Source organism: Nitrosococcus oceani ATCC 19707 (assembly GCF_000012805.1).
GTDB classification, from domain to species: domain Bacteria; phylum Pseudomonadota; class Gammaproteobacteria; order Nitrosococcales; family Nitrosococcaceae; genus Nitrosococcus; species Nitrosococcus oceani.
The window spans coordinates 1,411,095-1,427,953 of sequence record NC_007484.1 but is presented as its reverse complement, the minus strand read 5'-3'; the positions used below and the strand labels follow the sequence as shown (position 1 = coordinate 1,427,953).

Here is a 16,859-nt window from a genome sequence, read left to right as displayed (position 1 = left end):
CTTCCATCAGGCACAAGGAGAGCCCTAATCGATTTTAACTGGCGTGACAAAGCCCTCTGGCTTGATAGCAAGCACGGAACAATCCACCTGCTGAAGCACCGAATCAGCTGTATTGCCGATAAAAAAACCCGGTATTCCGGTCCGCCCCACCGTCCCCATGACCAATAGATCCGTTTCCATTTGGTTGGCTACAGCAGGAATCAGTTCTTTCGCTTCGCCTTTATAAAAGTGTATCCGTACTTTTTCTGGCGCTAACCCGTTTTTTGAAAGGGATTCATCCAGCCACTGGCGGTGGCGTTGCTCCTCATTTTGCACCAGATTATCAACGGTATCCGCCAGCACCGTTCTCCCTCGCAGGGTGGTTTCTCCATACAGATCCCACACATGAAGCACATCAAGTTCGACACCAGCTAAGTGAGCAATGACTTTTCCCCACTGCATCACACTGTCAGCAAGGGCGGTTTTTTCTTCATCAGGGGGCAATAGATCTACTGCTATCATGATCTTACTCACCTGAGGATGGTGAGTGGGCTTAATAACCCAAACCGGAGCGGGACACATACGCAAAAGCTGCATATCCGTGCTGCCAAATAAAATACTTCTTATGCTTGACTCGCTCTCAGCGGGCTTCATGACTAAATCATACTTGCCTTTTAAAGCTTCACGAATGATTTCCATAAAAGCTTTTCCGTGGACAACCTTAACTGTTACTTGGACGCCATGTTGTTCAAGCTCCGAGGCGATAGACTGTAGCCGTTCAGCCCGCTCTTCAGTCATAAGTTGCTGGAGTTCCGACGACGCTATCCCTACCTCCTGCTTGCTGGGCGGTGATTCCAAAACGCTCAATAGCGTTACCCGCGCGCCCCTGCTTTCTGCTACTGCGGCCACTTGGGCTATCAGTGCCTGCCGCTGATATTTACCATCAAGGGCCAGAAGGATATTCTTGATTTCTTTCATACTGCTTAACCCGCTTGCTAATCATTTGTTTAGTAAACTATTCTTAATACTAAGTATAGACCATCCTTGACTTACTTTTGCATGGGGGGAAAATAATAAACGCCCGGAGGAGGACTCTTAAATCATAAGACTATCTCCTATTCACAACTCCACCATAGCTACCAAATGACCAAGTTAAGAGAGAAAAATCTTGTTGAAATCCCCGTCTACCCAACAGTTCTTACAAATTTCCTGGCGCCCTATCCTGGTGCGAATACTTCTCTTTGCCTGCCTATGGTGGATTCTGACGGGAGGTACTCCTGCTTCCTGGAGTGTAGGCGTACCCGCTATACTAATAGCAAGTTACATTAGCCTGCGCTTTTCGCGGGCGATCCCTTTTAAATTGGATTACCTTAGTCTGTTATCCTTTATCCTATTTTTTTGCTGGCAATCATTGCGTGCTGGCATCGATGTGGCAAAACGGGTGCTTCAACCCCGTTTACCCCTTAATCTTGGTCTGGTGGAATTCCCAACCCAATTGTCTCCAGGTACGCCGGCCCATACCTTGCTTGTTAATGCGATTAACCTTTTGCCTGGCACCCTGGTGACGCGCATCCGCCGCCATAGCCTTACCCTCCATGTCTTGGATACCCAGGCTCCGATTGCCGCCGAAGCCCAAGCCCTTGAAACACGTATTGCAGCTCTGTTTCGATTGCCGCACACTAATAGCAGCAATCATGAGAAAATCGGGAATGACATCTCTTAATTTAGGATTAGCGCTTATTCTCATCGCCACCATTATGATGGGCCTCATTCGGGTGCTGCGAGGACCTACGGCGGCAGACCGGATGCTCGCCGCGCAACTTTTTGGCACCACCAGCGTGGCTGTTTTATTGTTATTGGCCGAAGCAATGCAGGCACCTTCCCTACAGAATGTCGCCTTAGTACTTGCCTTGCTGGCGGCTGTTGCCACCATCGCCTTCATCCGGCATATCTGGAGCGCATCACCCCAGAGCGATGACTAATCCGGTGTCTATCAGCCAGTGGTTAAGTGCGGTATTGACCGTGTCGGGAACCTTCTTCTTTATCGTGGGTACCCTCGGCTTGCTGCGGTTTCCCGATATCTACAGCCGTCTCCATGCCCTCACCAAAGCGGATAACCTGGGGCTTGGGCTTCTCGTCGCTGGATTGGCGCTACAGGCCGATACTTTGAGTAGCGCGCTCAAATTGATTTTGATCTGGCTATTGGTGATAGTTACTAGCGCTACTACCAGCTTTCTCATTGCCCGAACCACATTAGAGCAGGGCATTCAGCCCAAGGATAAGCCATGAATTTCTGGCAGTGGAGCATCGATGGGTTGCTGGCACTTACCCTACTTTGGCTAGCCTGGCGGATGCTCGCCGGCCAAGATTTGTTCCGAGCCCTCGTGCTATTTGTTGCCTTTAGCTTCATCATGGCAGTAGCCTGGGTGCGGCTAGCCGCCGTCGATATTGCTCTCGCCGAGGCAGCTATCGGCGCGGGTCTGTCGGGCACCGCCTTGCTGGTGACCTGGCGCCGAATGAGTAATGGCCAGCCTAGGCAAAGCAAACCGAATCCCGACCACCATGACCCCCAATAAGTCTCGATTAGCAACCACAACCATGATAGATCCCTATAGGATCGTACTGCTATCCCTGCTATTAGTGCTCATGGCTATTCTGATCCGGGGAGTCATGGATCTTGCTCCCATTGCAACGGGCTTGGGGCCAATGGTCTTTGCCGCTAAGGAGCCGGGCGGGGAAATCAGTCCAGTGACGGCGGTACTGTTGCTCTTTCGCGATTACGATACCTTGCTGGAATTGGCTGTGTTACTCCTAGCCCTCATTGGCGTATGGTCCTTCGGGGAAGCCCCTCCCCCCCCCTCCCCGAGTCCTCCTGGTCCTATCTTGCTCGATTTTCTGCGGCTGGTGCTTCCCCTCATGGCCCTCGCTTTCTTTTATCTAGTCTGGGCAGGGGGAAGCGCTGCTGGCGGCGCCTTCCAGGGCGGAGCCATGTTGGGCACAATAGGGGCACTTTTTCGCCTCTCCAATCTTTCGGAGATTCCTCTCCCCCCGGAAATCTGGCTACGCCTTGCCGCGGCGCTAGGCATCGCCATTTTTCTCACCGTAGCCATGATTCCCCTTGTGGGCGGGGATCTGCTGTTGGCGGTTTCTCCCCAGTGGATGAAAACCAAGATTTTGTGGTTGGAGTTTCCCGCCGCTCTTTCCATTGGGGTAATCCTAGCCGCCCTTTTTGCGGGTGGCCAACCTCGCAGACATACCAACAACCAGCCATGATATTCACGCCCGCTTTACTTTATATCCTAACGGGAATTGGATTGTTCATCCTGGGCCTCTACGCCCTGTTCGTCCATTCCCATCTGCTGCGTAAAATTCTGGCCCTCAACATCATGGCTAGCGGGGTTTTTTTAGTCTATGTGGCCGCAGCTTACCGCAGCCCGGAAGCGATCTCCGATCCGGTCCCTCAAGCGATGGTACTGACGGGAATTGTAGTGGCCTCAGCTTCCATGTTGCTCGGATTAGCCCTCGCGGCTCGAGTCAAAGCAAAAACGGGGCGGACGGAACTCGATGATGGTTCTCCCTCGGAATAACCCTTAAAAAAACACTACCCTCCTATCCCAGGATTTCATGGCAATCTTCGAGCAAAGCATCCACTGGCCCGTGTGGCTCATGGTCCTACCCCTAACGGGGGCACTCCTGACTTTCGCCATATATCGCTACCAAAATCTTATCGGCCTCATAACGGCCATGGGGATACTATGGAGCGTGATCGCGCTTGCGCAAAAAGTGCTTACAGAGGGCCCCCAACGTTATTCCATCGGGGGTTGGGGCGCTCCCCTCGGGATTGATCTCTATGTGGACGGCCTCAGTACGCTTATGCTCCTGCTGACAGCCGCCGTAGGGTTTTTTGTTAGTTTTTATGGCGTGGGCTACGCTGGGTTTCGCCAACACAACCATGGCTCCGGTTATTTTTGGCCCCTATGGCTCTTCTTGTGGACCGCCCTAAACGGCCTTTTTCTTACCGCCGATATTTTTAATGCCTATGTTACCCTAGAATTAATTGGGCTGGCTTCCGTGGCGCTGGTGGGGCTTTCAGGCCAGGCGTCGGCCCTGAACGCCGCTATGCGTTATCTGCTGGTAGGATTGTTAGGCTCCCTATTTTATCTATTGGGTGTCGGCTTGTTGTATGCTGGCTACCACACCGTTGATATGGCTTCCTTGGGCCAAGCAGCCCAGGCCGGACCCTTGCCAAGGACAGCACTTACCTTGATGGGGGTGGGGCTGCTCTTAAAAACCGCCCTTTTCCCCCTCCATTTTTGGCTGCCTCCAGCCCATGCCAATGCGCCTACACCGGTCAGCAGCGCCCTCTCGGCGTTGGTAGTCAAAGCTCCCTTTTATCTCTTGCTACGGCTATGGTTTACTGTTTTTCCCGATAGCACCACTGGGGCGGCGGCTAACCTGCTAGGGCTACTAGGCGCCATTGCCATTCTTTGGGGTTCCATTCAGGCTTTGCAGACCCAACGTCTCAAACTCCTGGTGGCGTATTCCACCGTGGCCCAGTTGGGCTATCTGTTTCTGGTTTTTCCTTTGACCCAAGATAGCATGGCGGCATCCACCGCTTGGAGCGGCGCGCTTTATTACACCCTCGCCCACGGCCTAGCAAAAGGAGGCATGTTTTTAGCCGCTGGCACCATATTTTACGCCTTGCAACAAGATCGCATTCAAAACCTAAACGGAATCAGCCGGCACCTACCCGTCACCGCCTTTGCCTTTGGATTAGCGGGGGTTAGCCTCATGGGATTGCCGCCAAGTGCGGGTTTTCTAGCCAAGTGGTCTTTGCTTACCGCCGCCATTGCCAACGGCCAGTGGGGGTGGGCAATCATTATTGTACTGGGCGGTTTGCTCGCCGCTGGCTACGTTTTTCGAGTATTGTCCTACGTTTTCATGCAAGCCCCAAGCAAAGCCCATTACCGTCCCGTTCCCTGGTTGATGGAATGGCCGGCACTCCTGCTCGCCCTGATGGCCATCTGCCTTGGTTTTATCACCCAGACACCCCTGACTCTCATTGAGATCGGCGCCCCTATGTCTTACCAATATTTGCTGCCATGAATTGGAGCTTCTGGCTGCCAGTGCTTATCCTATTGAGTTCTTTGGGAGCCGGAATTGTGATCTTTTTTCTCCCCCAACGTGCCTATAGGACCCGTACTACCCTCAATATGGCGGCGGCAACCCTCAAATTGCTGCTCGTGGCGGCTTTAGTCTGGGGGGTTTTCCACCACCAAAGCTACGAGACCCGGCTGCCTCTACTACCGGAGATGGATTTGTTGCTCCGGGCAGATACCCTATCGGTGTTATTCATCACCCTCTCTTCGATTTTGTGGTTTTTTACTACGCTTTATGCCATAGGTTATTTGGAAGCCTCCCCTCATCGAAGCCGCTTTTTCGGCTTTTTCAGTCTGTGCGTAAGCGCCACGGTAGGGATTGCCCTTGCCGGTAACCTGATAACCTTCTTTATCTTTTACGAAATGCTAACCCTCTCCACTTATCCCCTAGTGACTCACCGAGGGACAAAGAAGTCCTTGCGCGCGGGTAAAATTTATCTGGGCTATACCTTAATGGGAGGTGTGCTGCTGCTAACGGGCATGGCCTGGCTGCAAACGCTGGCGGGACCGCTTAGCTTCACCGAGGGAGGACTACTGGCCGAGGCTCCTCCCATCGATCCCCAAACCTTGACCATCATCTTTACACTGCTCATCGCCGGTGTAGGCGTCAAAGCTGCCCTTGTACCTTTGCATGGTTGGCTTCCCCAAGCCATGGTAGCGCCCGCACCCGTCAGCGCCCTCTTGCACGCGGTCGCGGTGGTCAAAGCAGGCGCTTTCGGTATCGTCCGAATCGTGGACAACGTCTTTGGGGTCGAATTTGTTGCCAAGCTAGGCGTGGCCGCACCCCTGGCTTGGCTGGCTTCCTTTACGATTATTTACGGCTCGGTACGGGCCCTGTTTCAAGATGATCTCAAACGCCGCCTAGCCTATTCCACCATCAGTCAAGTCTCTTATATTGCCCTGGGGATCGCCCTTTTAAATCCAGTTGCCACCATTGGGGCCATGGCCCATCTAGTACATCAGGGGCTCATGAAGATCACCTTGTTTTTTTGTGCCGGCAATCTGGCCCAAACTCTCGGCATCCACCGTATTAGCGAGATGGCTGGCGTGGGACGGCGCATGCCCTGGACCATGACTGCTTTTACCCTGGGCGCCTTGGGGATGATTGGCGTCCCGCCCCTGGCCGGCTTTATCAGTAAATGGTACTTGGGGTATGGCGCTGTCTTGGCGGAGGCCGAATGGGTATTGGGGATACTGGCTCTTAGCAGTGTATTGAATGCCGCCTATTTCCTACCCATTCTTTATAGGGCCTGGTTCAGTCCCCAGAAAAATCCTTGGCCCGAGGAAACATCCCGTGGCCGCTTAGAGACGCACTGGATGCTACTCCTGCCGCCCCTCATCACCGCGGCCATGGCTCTAGGCGCTGGTCTTCTGGCCCATGCCCCCTTCAGCCCCGCCGAATGGGCCCGCCTTATTGCCGTCCGGGAATACCCCTCCCCCTGATGAGTCTAGTGCTACCCCTCATCCTGCTTCTGCCCCTAGGCTTGGCCTTGGCCTGGTCAATACCCGCTTTGCGTCCGCTTATCACTCGGCTCACTCCTTGGGCCGCTCTTCCGGCGTTAGTAGCCAGCTACTGGTTGCCGGTGGGCACTGAAATTCAGATTCCGTGGCTACTTTTAGAGACACGCTTGGGTCTAGATTCTACCGGCGCTCTCTTTCTTTCTTTTACTGCCTTGCTGTGGTGGCTGGCCGGCCTTTATGGCCTTTGCTACCAGGCCAAAGATCCTCACCGAGAGCGGTTCTTTTTCTTCTATCTCCTCACCATGACTGGCAATCTAGGGCTGATCCTGGCTCAGGATACGGCGAGCTTTCTGTTCTTGTTTGCTTTAATGAGCATGGCCGCCTACGGTTTAATCGTCCATCCAGGGAGCGAAGAAGCAAGACGGGCCGGACGTGTGTATTTAACCCTGGTTATCATCGGTGAAGCCTGTTTGCTCTCCGCCCTTATATTATTGGCTGTCAAAACAGGCACCGTAGAGATGAGTCATTCCTCTCCCTCAATCTACGGTCCGGTGGTTTTAACCCTGTTGTTGATAGGTTTTGGCATTAAATTGGGACTCCTGCCTCTACATTTCTCCTTACCCCTGGCCTATGGGACAGCCCCCGTGCCAGGGGGTGCGGTCTTAGGGGGGGCCATGATTAATGCCGGACTGCTCGGCTGGCTACGATTTTTGCCCTTGGGAGAAATGGCCCTTCCCCAGTGGGGCAATGGATTGATGATAGCCGGCTTTGCCGCTGCTTTCTATGGCATGCTGGTGGGCCTAACCCAGCGGGAGCCCAAAATTCTTCTGGCCTATTCCAGTATTAGCCAAATAGGGCTCATGACCTTCGGAGTCGGCGTTGGTTTAGGGGCGCCCGCCCACTGGCCTCTGGTACTCACCATCCTTACCCTCTTTGCCCTTCATCATGCTCTAGCTAAAGGCATATTGTTCCTGGCCGTAGGACTAACCCGCCATAGCGGCGGAATTTTGGTACGCCTGACCCTTTTGTTTCCGGCGCTTGTCCTAGCGGGCGCCCCTTTTACCAGCGGAATCATTGCCAAAACAGCCTTAAAATCCCTAAGTCCTTTAACTGTTCCGCCGTGGAGTGATGGGTTGCCTGGCCTTTTGTTTGCCTCCAGTCTGGGAACGACTTTGCTCATGGCGCGATTTATTAACCTCACCTGGCCTAAAGACTTAGGGGGCCGCCTACCTCCAGGAATGTGGCTACCTGCCGTAGTGCTTTTATTTGCTGTTAACTTCGCTACCTGGCTTTGGCCTGCCGCCGAGCAAGCCGCCGCAGCTTCCCTTACATTAACCGCTATCAAAAGCGGAGGGTGGGGTGTTCTCTTGGGCATCGCTTTTTTTATATTAGGAAGCTTACTATGCCACCGGCTTAGAATGAGTTGGTTTATTCCTGGCGGCGATATTTTGATTCTGATCGAACGATGGTTTAGCTTCCTTGCTCGCGGGGCTAATGGGATAATTTATCAAACCCTTCAGCTCCGGTCTCAAATCTTTACTCTACCCCAGCGGTTATCGGGACAATGGGATCTCCCCACGGCCTCAGCCTATCTGGAAACAGTCTTGCGGCGTTGGAAGAACTTTGGCCTCCTATTCTTGACGATTGCTCTCCTGTTATTCGGCTCTCTCATATTGTAGTGTACTCGGGAAACGGCTACTAAACGAACAATAACAATAGCGCCATTACCAGCATGCCGATATCTTCCGTTAGGGTTACGGTAGAGAGAGGAACCGAAAGCACGCTGCCCATACAGGGGCAATTGATATCAAGTCCCTGCCGCAACGCTATTACGACGCCAATCGCACCAAAGCTAAAAACCCCCACGGTAGCCCAGTAGGTAAACTCAGGCGCCATGAAGTTAAGGTACATAATGGCAAGGGCCAGCTCAATAAAAGGATAAACATAGCCGTAGGCTCTGACCCGCTTGGCCAACAGGTCATACATCACAAATCCGTCCTGAAAGCCGTTTAAGTTAAAAATCTTCAATAACGCGAATACAAGCAAAAATACACCCATATAAGCATGCATAAAGGTGCGCATATCAACACTGGCAAAACCATCAGCAATTGCCCACGCTGCCAGTGCAGAGCCGCCTACTAGGGAGATCAAGGGCCAGTAATCCGCAAGCATCTCGCCTCGCTCCTGATCCCGTACTTTTGCATCATTGCTTGATAATGATCCGCCCATAATTTCTCTACCTCCCTATCCGAATTTGGAAAAGAATGGGGCCAGTTTTATACGACTCAACCGACCCTATGAAATGTATCCAACGCTAAATAGTTAAAACATAGTTAAAAATGCGGCAGTATTCAAAAATATGGTGGTTTTCACCTATCCTCGATCTCCAACGCGGATGATTTAAACCAGCACGTTGATCTCAATCTCATTTAGGTTCGTGATTCTTATAAGCGTAAATAAAATGGCATTGATAACGTATCCCACTCTAATGGTTAAAACATAGTTAAAAATGCGGCAGTGTTCAAAAATATGGTGGTTTTCACCTACCCTCCATCTCCAACGCGGATGATTTAAACCAGCACGTTGATTCCAATCTCATTTAGACTATTGATTTTTATAAGCATAAAAAAAATGGCATTGATGATGCATGATTGTTAATCATCTCCTGATTAACATCCATGGTAAATTATTATGAACGAGCTCGTCGTTATTGCCCTACGAAAGCCTTACACTTTCGTCGTTCTTTCCATTCTTATTGTGATACTGGGATTTCAGTCGGTGCGCAACGCAGCGACCGATATCTTTCCGAGTATCCGAATCCCCGTCACCTCGGTAGTCTGGGCCTACGATGGCATGCTGCCGCAAGACATAGAGGGGCGGATCACCTATATGTTCGAGCGATTTTTGACCTCGACGGTCGAAGGCATCAAGTATATCCACAGCCATTCCTACTTTGGCAGCAGCATCATCAATATCTTTTTGCAAGAACACGGTGTTGACCCTGCCCAAGCCGAAGCCGATATCACCGCGATTGCTCAGACGGTGGTCAATTTCTTACCGCCGGACATTGCTCCCCCCATGATCATGAAGCTTGCGCCCTCGTCGGTGCCGGTGGCCACGCTGCAAGTGACCTCCGATGAGCTGACGCCAGGGGAACTGTATAATCTTTCCATCATGCGCATCCGCCCCCTGTTGGTCACCGTGGAGGGAGCAATTCTGCCCCATCCTTACGGCGGACAGGACATGCAGATTGGAATCATGATTGACCGGGAAAAGTTGTTGGCCCGTCACCTCACCCCCGAGGAGGTCCACGAAGCGGTCAACCGGCAAAATCTCGTACTGCCGGGGGGGGACATGAAAATCTACTCCTACGATTGGGTCGTTCTGACCAACTCCTCCGTGCTGAAAGTCGAAGATTACGAAAATATTCCCATCAAAAGAGAGGGCAATAATTACATTTATCTGCGCGATGTCGCCGATGTCAACCTCATGGGCCGAGTGATAAAGAACCCGGTGCTGGTGGAAGGCAAGCAAGCAGTCATGATTGTGGTCATGAAAAGCAGCGAGGCCTCAACCCTGGAGGTGGTGGAAGGAGTCAAGGAGATGATCCCACGGATCGAGAAAGTCGTGCCTGAAAGCGTGAAACTCAAGGTCGTCAACGATGCCTCCGGCTTCGTGGAGCACTCGATCGAGGAGGTGGTGCATGAAATTCTCATCGCCGCGGCCTTGGTCGGCCTGATCGTGCTGCTACTGCTTGGTTCCTGGCGGCCCACAGCAATCATCATCACCACCATTCCCCTGTCCATTCTGTGCTCGCTAATTGCCCTGCACGCCTCCGAAGAGACGATCAATGTCATGACTCTAGGCGGGTTGGCCTTGGCGGTAGGGGTGTTGGTGGATAACGCGACCGTGGTAATCGAAAACATCGATACCCATATTCACATGGGTAAGCCTCTGGAGACCGCCATCCTAGATGGCTCCAGACAAATCCTTCTGCCCACCTTTGTTGCTACATTAGCCATTGCCATCGTCTGGTTCCCCTTGTTTGGACTCACCGGGGTGTCCGGCTTTCTGTTCGGGCCCATGGCAAAAGCCATCATTTTCGCCATGATCGCTTCCTTCTTTCTGTCCTATACCTTGCTGCCGACGATGGCGAAATACATTCTGCACGATCCTAACGCCCCCAGCGACCATCCCCATCCGGATCATCCGGAAATCGACCGCTCCGCCCAGAAAACCTACGATCTGACCGAGCGGGAGGCCGAGGAAGAGGCCTTACATAATAGTGACATCGGCGGCACCCATTTTGCGGTGCCCGTGCCGGAGGGGGAATATGGGGAGAAGCATGAAGCGAAGAAACCATCCTTTTTCAGCCGTTTTCAGCAAGGTTTTGAACGCGGGTTCAATCGCTTTCGCGATGGCTATGGTGGTGTCCTTGAACGGGCAGTTGACCGCCGCGGACTTGTCGTCATCGTCATGCTGGCAATGGCGCTGCTTTCCGGAGTCTTGTACTATTTCAACGGCCGTAATTTTTTCCCCGAAATTAAATCCGACATCATGCAGATGCATATGCGGGCGCCTCTGGGTACACGCATCGAGGTCTCAAGCCGTATTGCCTCCTTGGTGGAACATGACATCAGGCGGCTGCTGCCCGGACAGGTTGTAGATGTCATCAATAATTGCGGCCTGCCAGTTGGCCCCCATAACCTGGCCTTTATTCCGACCCCTACCATCGGCTCCCAGGACTGCGACATCACCATCACTTTGAAAAATAAAGAATCGCCGGTCTGGGATTATCGGGAAACCCTCCGCAAAGGTTTGAAAGAACTCTACCCAGGCACTGACTTTACCTTCCAGGCCTCTGATTTGACTGCGAAGATTCTCAATTTTGGCTCTCCCGCCCCCATCGACGTGCAAATTAACGGCCCGGATCCGGTTGACAACTTCGTGTTCGCCCGCAAATTGCGCGGCCGGCTAAGCAAGATTCCAGGTGCCAGGGATGTGGTCATCCAGCAGACCATGAACACACCAACCCTTTTGGTCGAATCCGATCGGCCCTTCGGGCTGGGCGTCGATATTAACCAAAAGAACTTCGGCCACAATATGCTAGTAGCCACTGCTGGCAGCTATCAGATCGATCTGAACTTCTGGCTGGATCGGGCAACCGGCATGACCTACCCCATTAATGTCCGCATTCCTCAGTCGGAGCTCAAAACGGTTGATCAACTGCTGACCATGCCCATTCAAAGCAATGAAGGAGGCGAGGGTTCAAGCAACAAGCTGCAATTGCTTGGCAATGTCGGCACGGTAACTCCAATCGGCACTCCAGGCGTTGTCACCCACGCCGACATCATGCCCCTATTCGATATTTATGTCTCTCCAGAAGGACGGGACCTAGGGGCAGTATTGGCAGATGTCAGGCAAGTCATCCATGAGATGGAAGATCAAGTGCCCCACAGCGCGGTAGTGGAAATTCACGGCCAGGCCAGCCTCATGGAGGACGCCTATGTGGAGATGATCATCGGCCTTATCGCTGCAATCGCGCTGATTTATTTGCTGATCGTCGTCAATTTCCAGTCCTGGATCGATCCTTTCATCATCATCACGGCCTTGCCCGGCGCCTTGGCGGGCATTGCCTGGATGTTGTTCCTCACCCATACCAATATTTCCGTGCCTGCCCTGACCGGCGCCGTCATGACCATGGGAACGGCCACCGCCAATTCTATTCTAGTCGTCGCCTATGCCCGCGAGCGTATCGAAATGCACGGCGAAGCATTGCGGGCGGCCATTGAAGCCGGGATTGCCCGCTTCCGCCCAGTGCTAATGACCGCTGCGGCCATGATATTCGGTATGTTGCCGATGTCGCTCGGCAATTCCCAGAACGCGCCGCTTGGACGCGCCGTCATGGGCGGCCTGATAGTGGCCACCATATTCACCTTGATTTTCGTGCCGTGCGTGTACGCCATTATCTACAATCGGCGTCAGAAGCGGACCGTTGCTCAACCGGAGAGTAGTTCATGAACGAGAACTTGCATCGTAAAAAATCCTGGCGCGGAAGCGCCCTGCTGATCGTCGTTATCGTGGTTGTTGTCGGGCTTTATTTAGGCTACCGAGCCTACGAAAGCAAGCACAACGCCACCGCAATACGGGAGGAAACGCTGGAGAGGGCTATTCCAGCGGTAACGGTCCTATACCCCAGGGAGTTGGAGGCAAATCGGAGCATTGACCTTCCCGGGAATTTCGTGGCCTGGCATCAAGCGCCCATCTACGCACGGGTATCGGGCTATGTGGACATGTGGTACTCAGACTACGGCGCCAAGGTAAAAAAAGGCGATCTTCTCGCCGAGCTCAACACGCCTATGATCAACGCTGAATATAGAATGGCCCAGGCGCAAGTCGTGGCTAAAGAGGCTGAATATAAACTTGCCGTGGTAACCAAGGGCCGCTGGGTAAATTTAGGCGATACCAAAGCGGTTTCCACACAGTCGGTCTCGGTGAAAACAGCCAATGAAAGAGTGAAAAATGCGGAACTCAACAAGGCGAAACAAGAACTTAAAAACATCGAGGCGAAGAGAAGCTTCAGACACATCATCGCCCCCTTCGATGGGGTGGTGATAGAGCGTAACGTTAATGTCGGTGATTACGTCAATGAGACGGGCAGCCTTAGCCTGAAAGGAGCAGAAGAAGCCAATATGTTCACCGTAGCCGACACCAGTAAGATGCGCCTTTTTGTCAGCGTGCCGGAATCGTTCGGACCCTTTCTCAAGCCCGGTCTGACAGCCGAGGTCACTGTGCCCCAGTTCCCTAAGCGCCGTTTCACCGCCCATTTCCTGACCGTCGCCGGGGGATTTGATGTGAGCACGCGGACCGCGGTGACCGAATTTGTAATCGAAAATGAGGATGGGGTGCTCTGGCCTGGCTCCTACGCCTCGGTCCATATCACGGCGCCGGTTGAGCGCGGCGCGGTTTCGATTCCGACTACTTCCTTGGTGTTTGAGGAAGAGGGGGCGACTGCGGCCCTAGTAACCGCGGATAACCGTATTCACTTCAAGCCGATTGAAGTGAGAAGAATTCGCGCCAGGACTCTGGAAGTGGCGGGTATCTCCACAACCGACCGCATCGTGGACAATCCAAGCGCCGCCTTGCTCGAAGGAGACCAGGTGCGCATCATTGATAAGCCAGCGAAAGGGTATATAAAATCGCCCTATGAAGCGACCGAATCTGATTTACCGGCCCAGAAGACGACCAGTAAAACTCCCTCTGAATCCGGCGCGCAGCCGCCTCAAGAGGCGGCAGGTAAAAAACACACTGATAATAACCGCACGTTGCCTTACAGGGCGGGCCCCTATCAATTCGATGTCACCCTAGAGCCTAAAAAACCCGTGGTGGGCAAAAATATATTGGTGATTTACCTTCGAGATCAGCAGGGACAACCTATCCGGAATGCTGAAGTTGATGCGGTTGCTAAAATATCGGCAGAGGGCTCCCAATCGGCAAGGGAGATTCCAGCCAAGGTGAGAGAGGTGAAACCCGGTATTTACGGTGGATCGCTTGACTTACCTAGGGTAGGCGATTGGTCGTTAACGCTCTGGTTCGAAGCGGCCGACACCCCCAAGCAGAAGGCAGTGCTGAATATGGCCACCGGCCACGGCGAGTTGGCTATGAGAGACAATCCTTAGCCAACTCGCCCGTTTCCCAGTAAGGATGATGGGCGAGCCCATCATCCTTACTGGGAATGTCGCGCCGTCATCCCGACAACAGCTTTTCTAAATAAATCAATAAAAATTATGATCAAGCACAACACTATCGGTAAGGGGGCATACCGAAAGAGCCATGCCCGCGTGTTTGTTCGCCGCGCCCGAAGCGGTTGCGTTTCCCTATTAACGCTCGCTTTGTCTGCTTGCATGGGAGGTCCCGCCATCGATCTGACGCCCGACTATCAGCCGGAACAATTTATTCTCCCCGACTCATGGCGCGGGTCGGGGCCATTTGCTAAAGCGAATCCATCGGAAGGCGAACTACGCCCGGATTGGTGGAAGCTTTATGATGACCCAGTTTTGAATGAACTTGAAAAACAGGCGATGGAAGCCAACCCCGACCTCCATGCCGCCGCCGAGCGGTTCATCCAGGCTCGCGCCATCATGATGAAGGTCCGCTCGCGTCTCATTCCCCAGCTGGGAGTAGGATTCGGCGCTTCCAACAATAAACAGTCGGAAGAGCGGCTATTCCGCGGCCTTGGCGAGCCGGACCGGGAAACGACGCTTGAGTTCGGGGGACTTGCTTCCTGGGAGCCAGATTTCTGGTCAAGAATCCGCAATAGAACCCGCATGAAAATCTACCGCGCCGAGCAACGGGCCGCTGAATATATACTCGCCCGGCTCAGCCTGCAAGCAGAAGTTGCAACCAATTACTACACATTGCGCAGCCTGGATGGGCAAGCGGCGATCCTGAGTCAATCAGTCAACTACTACAAAGACTTGCTAGGTGTCGTTGAAGACCGTTTCAATGGCGCTATTTCGCCAAAAATTGACGTTACCCGTACTCAATTTCTGTTATTCAGCACCGAGGCGAGACTACTTAATATTCAGGCCCAACGACAAGTCATAGAACATGCGCTCGCCGTGCTCGTCAACCGGTCGGCGAGCAGCTTTAAAATCGAGCCGCTTGATGAGTTTCCCATGGCTAAGTTCCAATTACCGGTAGAAATTCCATCGACCTTACTGGAGCGCCGGCCCGACATCGCCGCCATGGAGCGCAAGATGGCCCAAGCGAACCGCACTATCGGCATCGCCCGCGCCGCCTTTTACCCCCATATCTCTTTCGGGGCCGGCAGCGGATTTGAAGGAGGTACCGGCCTATTCGATTTGGCCAAGAGTTTCTGGTCCTACGGATTGGAGGTTAGGCTTCCAATTTTCCAAGGTGGACATCGCCGCGCCCGATTGCAACAAGCTTGGTCCGTTTATCGCGAAACGGTAGACGATTACCGTTCGACGGTGCTCAATGCCTTTCGTGAAGTCGAGAACGGTTTGAGCAGAACGAATTTAATCTCCGCCCAAGTCGAAAAACTGATAACCTCGGTCGAAGCCGCCCTTGAAACACAAAATCTGACCGTCAACCTCTATCAAGGGGGACTGGCGACCAGTCTTGATCTTCTGTTCGCGCAAATCAACACTCTGGATGCACGCATCGAGGTAGTTAGGGGTAAAGCCGAGCTGATGAAATCCTCGGTTGAGCTCGTCCGGGCCCTTGGCGGAGGCTGGAACCGCGAACAACTGCCTACCGACGAACAGATACAACCCTTCGGCGTTCTTCAATATAACGACCTTGGCAAGCCCCAACCCGTTGGGGGAATCGATGCCCCGACGAGCAATGATGGCAGATATAGTGAGCAGTATGATGATCTCACTCAATCCATCCAGGGAATCGCTATACCCGCGGGCAACAGGGGGGAAACCAAGGAACTCATCATTCATCCCCCTGGAGAAATGTCTGTGCCCAAAATGGCCGTACCCCCTGAAGAAATGGAAACAACGGACAATAACAGAGAAGGCAATAAGTAACCCAACCTAGTTGGAGAAGCACAAGGAAGTGCGATATCCTCCCAGGGGTGGGAAACGGGGCTTTTCCAGAAAACAAGTTAAATACCGCTACTCCCCGCTCAATTGGGCAAGTTTTTATGCGTATGTCGGAGTCACTCAACGCGCTGCTGCTCAGTAAAGAACCCGATCTGTTTTTTCCTGCCAACGTGCAAAAACCTCCAGAATCTCATTCCGCATGAGCTGAAACATGGGGATCCGACGCCTGCCTGGTTCAAGAGATAACTAGCTATAAATGGCCCCATCGTCGAAGCCGATATGGGCCGCATCTTCCTGGCCAGCGGCCTAATAGATCCACCCAATCCGAGCCCAATAGGCAGCCCCCAAACACATAGGACAAGGCTCACAGCTACAATACAGAGCGCAACCTTCCAGATGAAAATCATTAAAATTCCTGCAAGCCATGCGAATAGCTTGAACTTCCGCATGGGCAGTAGGATCACGCAATGCAATAACATCATTGCAGGCCCGCCCAAGTATTTCTCCATCGCGCACCACCACAGCGCCAAAAGGTCCTCCAAGACCATCAGCCATACCCTCGCTAGCCAGGCTAATCGCCTCCGCCATGAACCTTGCATTCATACCACTTCTCCCATTGACCCACTACCATCCAGCAGACACTTCCAAAAAACCCAGTCACCATCAGTCTCGTTTACTGTTAATA

The 16,859-nt window shown here is 52.9% G+C and carries 15 protein-coding genes; 12 read left to right on the top strand and 3 right to left on the bottom strand.

The annotated features are described in order from the left end of the window. Positions 1-24: 24 nt before the first annotated feature. Positions 25-957 carry a universal stress protein gene (locus NOC_RS07010; RefSeq protein WP_002808765.1) on the bottom strand — a complete coding sequence of 311 codons (933 nt, stop codon included), beginning with the start codon at positions 955-957 and terminating at the stop codon, positions 25-27. 190 nt (positions 958-1,147) lie between these two features. Between NOC_RS07010 and NOC_RS07005 the strand changes: the two genes are divergently transcribed. The 9 genes from NOC_RS07005 to NOC_RS06965 are packed head-to-tail and all read left to right on the top strand — an operon-like array spanning position 1,148 to position 8,278. Beyond that, positions 1,148-1,702, top strand: a complete 555-nt coding sequence (locus tag NOC_RS07005; RefSeq protein WP_244860096.1) for a Na+/H+ antiporter subunit E — start codon at positions 1,148-1,150, stop codon at positions 1,700-1,702. Then, positions 1,689-1,961: a monovalent cation/H+ antiporter complex subunit F gene (locus tag NOC_RS07000; RefSeq protein WP_002808573.1), complete on the top strand. Its 273-nt coding sequence runs from the start codon at positions 1,689-1,691 to the stop codon at positions 1,959-1,961. The genes NOC_RS07005 and NOC_RS07000 overlap by 14 nt, the downstream gene beginning before the upstream one ends. After that, the gene (mnhG, locus tag NOC_RS06995; RefSeq protein ID WP_002811485.1) at positions 1,954-2,268 is read left to right on the top strand and encodes a monovalent cation/H(+) antiporter subunit G; all 315 of its coding nucleotides are present in this window, start codon (positions 1,954-1,956) and stop codon (positions 2,266-2,268) included. Before NOC_RS07000 ends, mnhG begins: the two co-directional genes overlap by 8 nt. Beyond that, the gene (locus NOC_RS06990) at positions 2,265-2,555 is read left to right on the top strand and encodes a Na(+)/H(+) antiporter subunit B (protein WP_002809250.1); all 291 of its coding nucleotides are present in this window, start codon (positions 2,265-2,267) and stop codon (positions 2,553-2,555) included. The genes mnhG and NOC_RS06990 overlap by 4 nt, the downstream gene beginning before the upstream one ends. Before the next feature lie 22 nt (positions 2,556-2,577). Then, positions 2,578-3,252 (top strand): MnhB domain-containing protein, encoded by a 675-nt coding sequence (locus NOC_RS06985; protein WP_147094474.1) that lies wholly within the window; start codon positions 2,578-2,580, stop codon positions 3,250-3,252. Further along, entirely contained in the window at positions 3,249-3,566 is a 318-nt protein-coding gene (locus tag NOC_RS06980; protein WP_002811567.1) for a cation:proton antiporter subunit C, read from the top strand. Before NOC_RS06985 ends, NOC_RS06980 begins: the two co-directional genes overlap by 4 nt. A gap of 37 nt (positions 3,567-3,603) precedes the next feature. Further along, positions 3,604-5,085 (top strand): complex I subunit 5 family protein, encoded by a 1,482-nt coding sequence (locus NOC_RS06975; RefSeq protein ID WP_002810904.1) that lies wholly within the window; start codon positions 3,604-3,606, stop codon positions 5,083-5,085. Then, a complete protein-coding gene (locus tag NOC_RS06970; protein ID WP_002809369.1) occupies positions 5,082-6,581 on the top strand; it encodes a complex I subunit 5 family protein in 1,500 nt (499 codons plus the stop codon). The genes NOC_RS06975 and NOC_RS06970 overlap by 4 nt, the downstream gene beginning before the upstream one ends. Further along, a complete protein-coding gene (locus tag NOC_RS06965) occupies positions 6,581-8,278 on the top strand; it encodes a complex I subunit 5 family protein (RefSeq protein ID WP_002809031.1) in 1,698 nt (565 codons plus the stop codon). Before NOC_RS06970 ends, NOC_RS06965 begins: the two co-directional genes overlap by 1 nt. Positions 8,279-8,297: 19 nt before the next feature. On the opposite strand, the gene NOC_RS06960 is transcribed toward NOC_RS06965, so the two are convergent. Next, on the bottom strand, positions 8,298-8,828 hold the full coding sequence (locus tag NOC_RS06960) for a MauE/DoxX family redox-associated membrane protein (protein ID WP_002809643.1): 531 nt from the start codon (positions 8,826-8,828) through the stop codon (positions 8,298-8,300). Positions 8,829-9,290: 462 nt separating this feature from the next. Between NOC_RS06960 and NOC_RS06955 the strand changes: the two genes are divergently transcribed. The 3 genes from NOC_RS06955 to NOC_RS06945 all read left to right on the top strand — a co-directional run bounded on the left by NOC_RS06955 (position 9,291) and on the right by NOC_RS06945 (position 16,159). Continuing rightward, positions 9,291-12,620, top strand: coding sequence for an efflux RND transporter permease subunit (locus NOC_RS06955; protein ID WP_002809908.1), 3,330 nt, complete (start codon positions 9,291-9,293; stop codon positions 12,618-12,620). Beyond that, positions 12,617-14,278 carry an efflux RND transporter periplasmic adaptor subunit gene (locus NOC_RS06950; RefSeq protein WP_002808873.1) on the top strand — a complete coding sequence of 554 codons (1,662 nt, stop codon included), beginning with the start codon at positions 12,617-12,619 and terminating at the stop codon, positions 14,276-14,278. The genes NOC_RS06955 and NOC_RS06950 overlap by 4 nt, the downstream gene beginning before the upstream one ends. Before the next feature lie 108 nt (positions 14,279-14,386). After that, the gene (locus tag NOC_RS06945; protein WP_002810570.1) at positions 14,387-16,159 is read left to right on the top strand and encodes an efflux transporter outer membrane subunit; all 1,773 of its coding nucleotides are present in this window, start codon (positions 14,387-14,389) and stop codon (positions 16,157-16,159) included. A 321-nt stretch (positions 16,160-16,480) separates the two neighbouring features. Here NOC_RS06945 and NOC_RS18130 read toward each other — a convergent pair whose 3' ends face one another. Next, positions 16,481-16,777, bottom strand: coding sequence for a nucleoside deaminase (locus NOC_RS18130; RefSeq protein WP_370991972.1), 297 nt, complete (start codon positions 16,775-16,777; stop codon positions 16,481-16,483). Positions 16,778-16,859 lie beyond the last annotated feature (82 nt).

Excerpts from the sequence above, each read along its gene's own strand:
- NOC_RS07000 (WP_002808573.1), top strand. The coding sequence starts at position 1,689 with ATGACATCTCTTAATTTAGGATTAGCGCTTATTCTCATCGCCACCATT.
- NOC_RS06980 (WP_002811567.1), top strand. The coding sequence starts at position 3,249 with ATGATATTCACGCCCGCTTTACTTTATATCCTAACGGGAATTGGATTG.
- NOC_RS06960 (WP_002809643.1), bottom strand. The coding sequence starts at position 8,828 with ATGGGCGGATCATTATCAAGCAATGATGCAAAAGTACGGGATCAGGAG.
- NOC_RS06985 (WP_147094474.1), top strand. The coding sequence starts at position 2,578 with ATGATAGATCCCTATAGGATCGTACTGCTATCCCTGCTATTAGTGCTC.
- NOC_RS06955 (WP_002809908.1), top strand. The coding sequence starts at position 9,291 with ATGAACGAGCTCGTCGTTATTGCCCTACGAAAGCCTTACACTTTCGTC.
- NOC_RS07010 (WP_002808765.1), bottom strand. The coding sequence starts at position 957 with ATGAAAGAAATCAAGAATATCCTTCTGGCCCTTGATGGTAAATATCAG.
- mnhG (WP_002811485.1), top strand. The coding sequence starts at position 1,954 with ATGACTAATCCGGTGTCTATCAGCCAGTGGTTAAGTGCGGTATTGACC.
- NOC_RS18130 (WP_370991972.1), bottom strand. The coding sequence starts at position 16,777 with ATGAATGCAAGGTTCATGGCGGAGGCGATTAGCCTGGCTAGCGAGGGT.
- NOC_RS06950 (WP_002808873.1), top strand. The coding sequence starts at position 12,617 with ATGAACGAGAACTTGCATCGTAAAAAATCCTGGCGCGGAAGCGCCCTG.
- NOC_RS06965 (WP_002809031.1), top strand. The coding sequence starts at position 6,581 with ATGAGTCTAGTGCTACCCCTCATCCTGCTTCTGCCCCTAGGCTTGGCC.
- NOC_RS06970 (WP_002809369.1), top strand. The coding sequence starts at position 5,082 with ATGAATTGGAGCTTCTGGCTGCCAGTGCTTATCCTATTGAGTTCTTTG.
- NOC_RS06945 (WP_002810570.1), top strand. The coding sequence starts at position 14,387 with ATGATCAAGCACAACACTATCGGTAAGGGGGCATACCGAAAGAGCCAT.
- NOC_RS06990 (WP_002809250.1), top strand. The coding sequence starts at position 2,265 with ATGAATTTCTGGCAGTGGAGCATCGATGGGTTGCTGGCACTTACCCTA.
- NOC_RS06975 (WP_002810904.1), top strand. The coding sequence starts at position 3,604 with ATGGCAATCTTCGAGCAAAGCATCCACTGGCCCGTGTGGCTCATGGTC.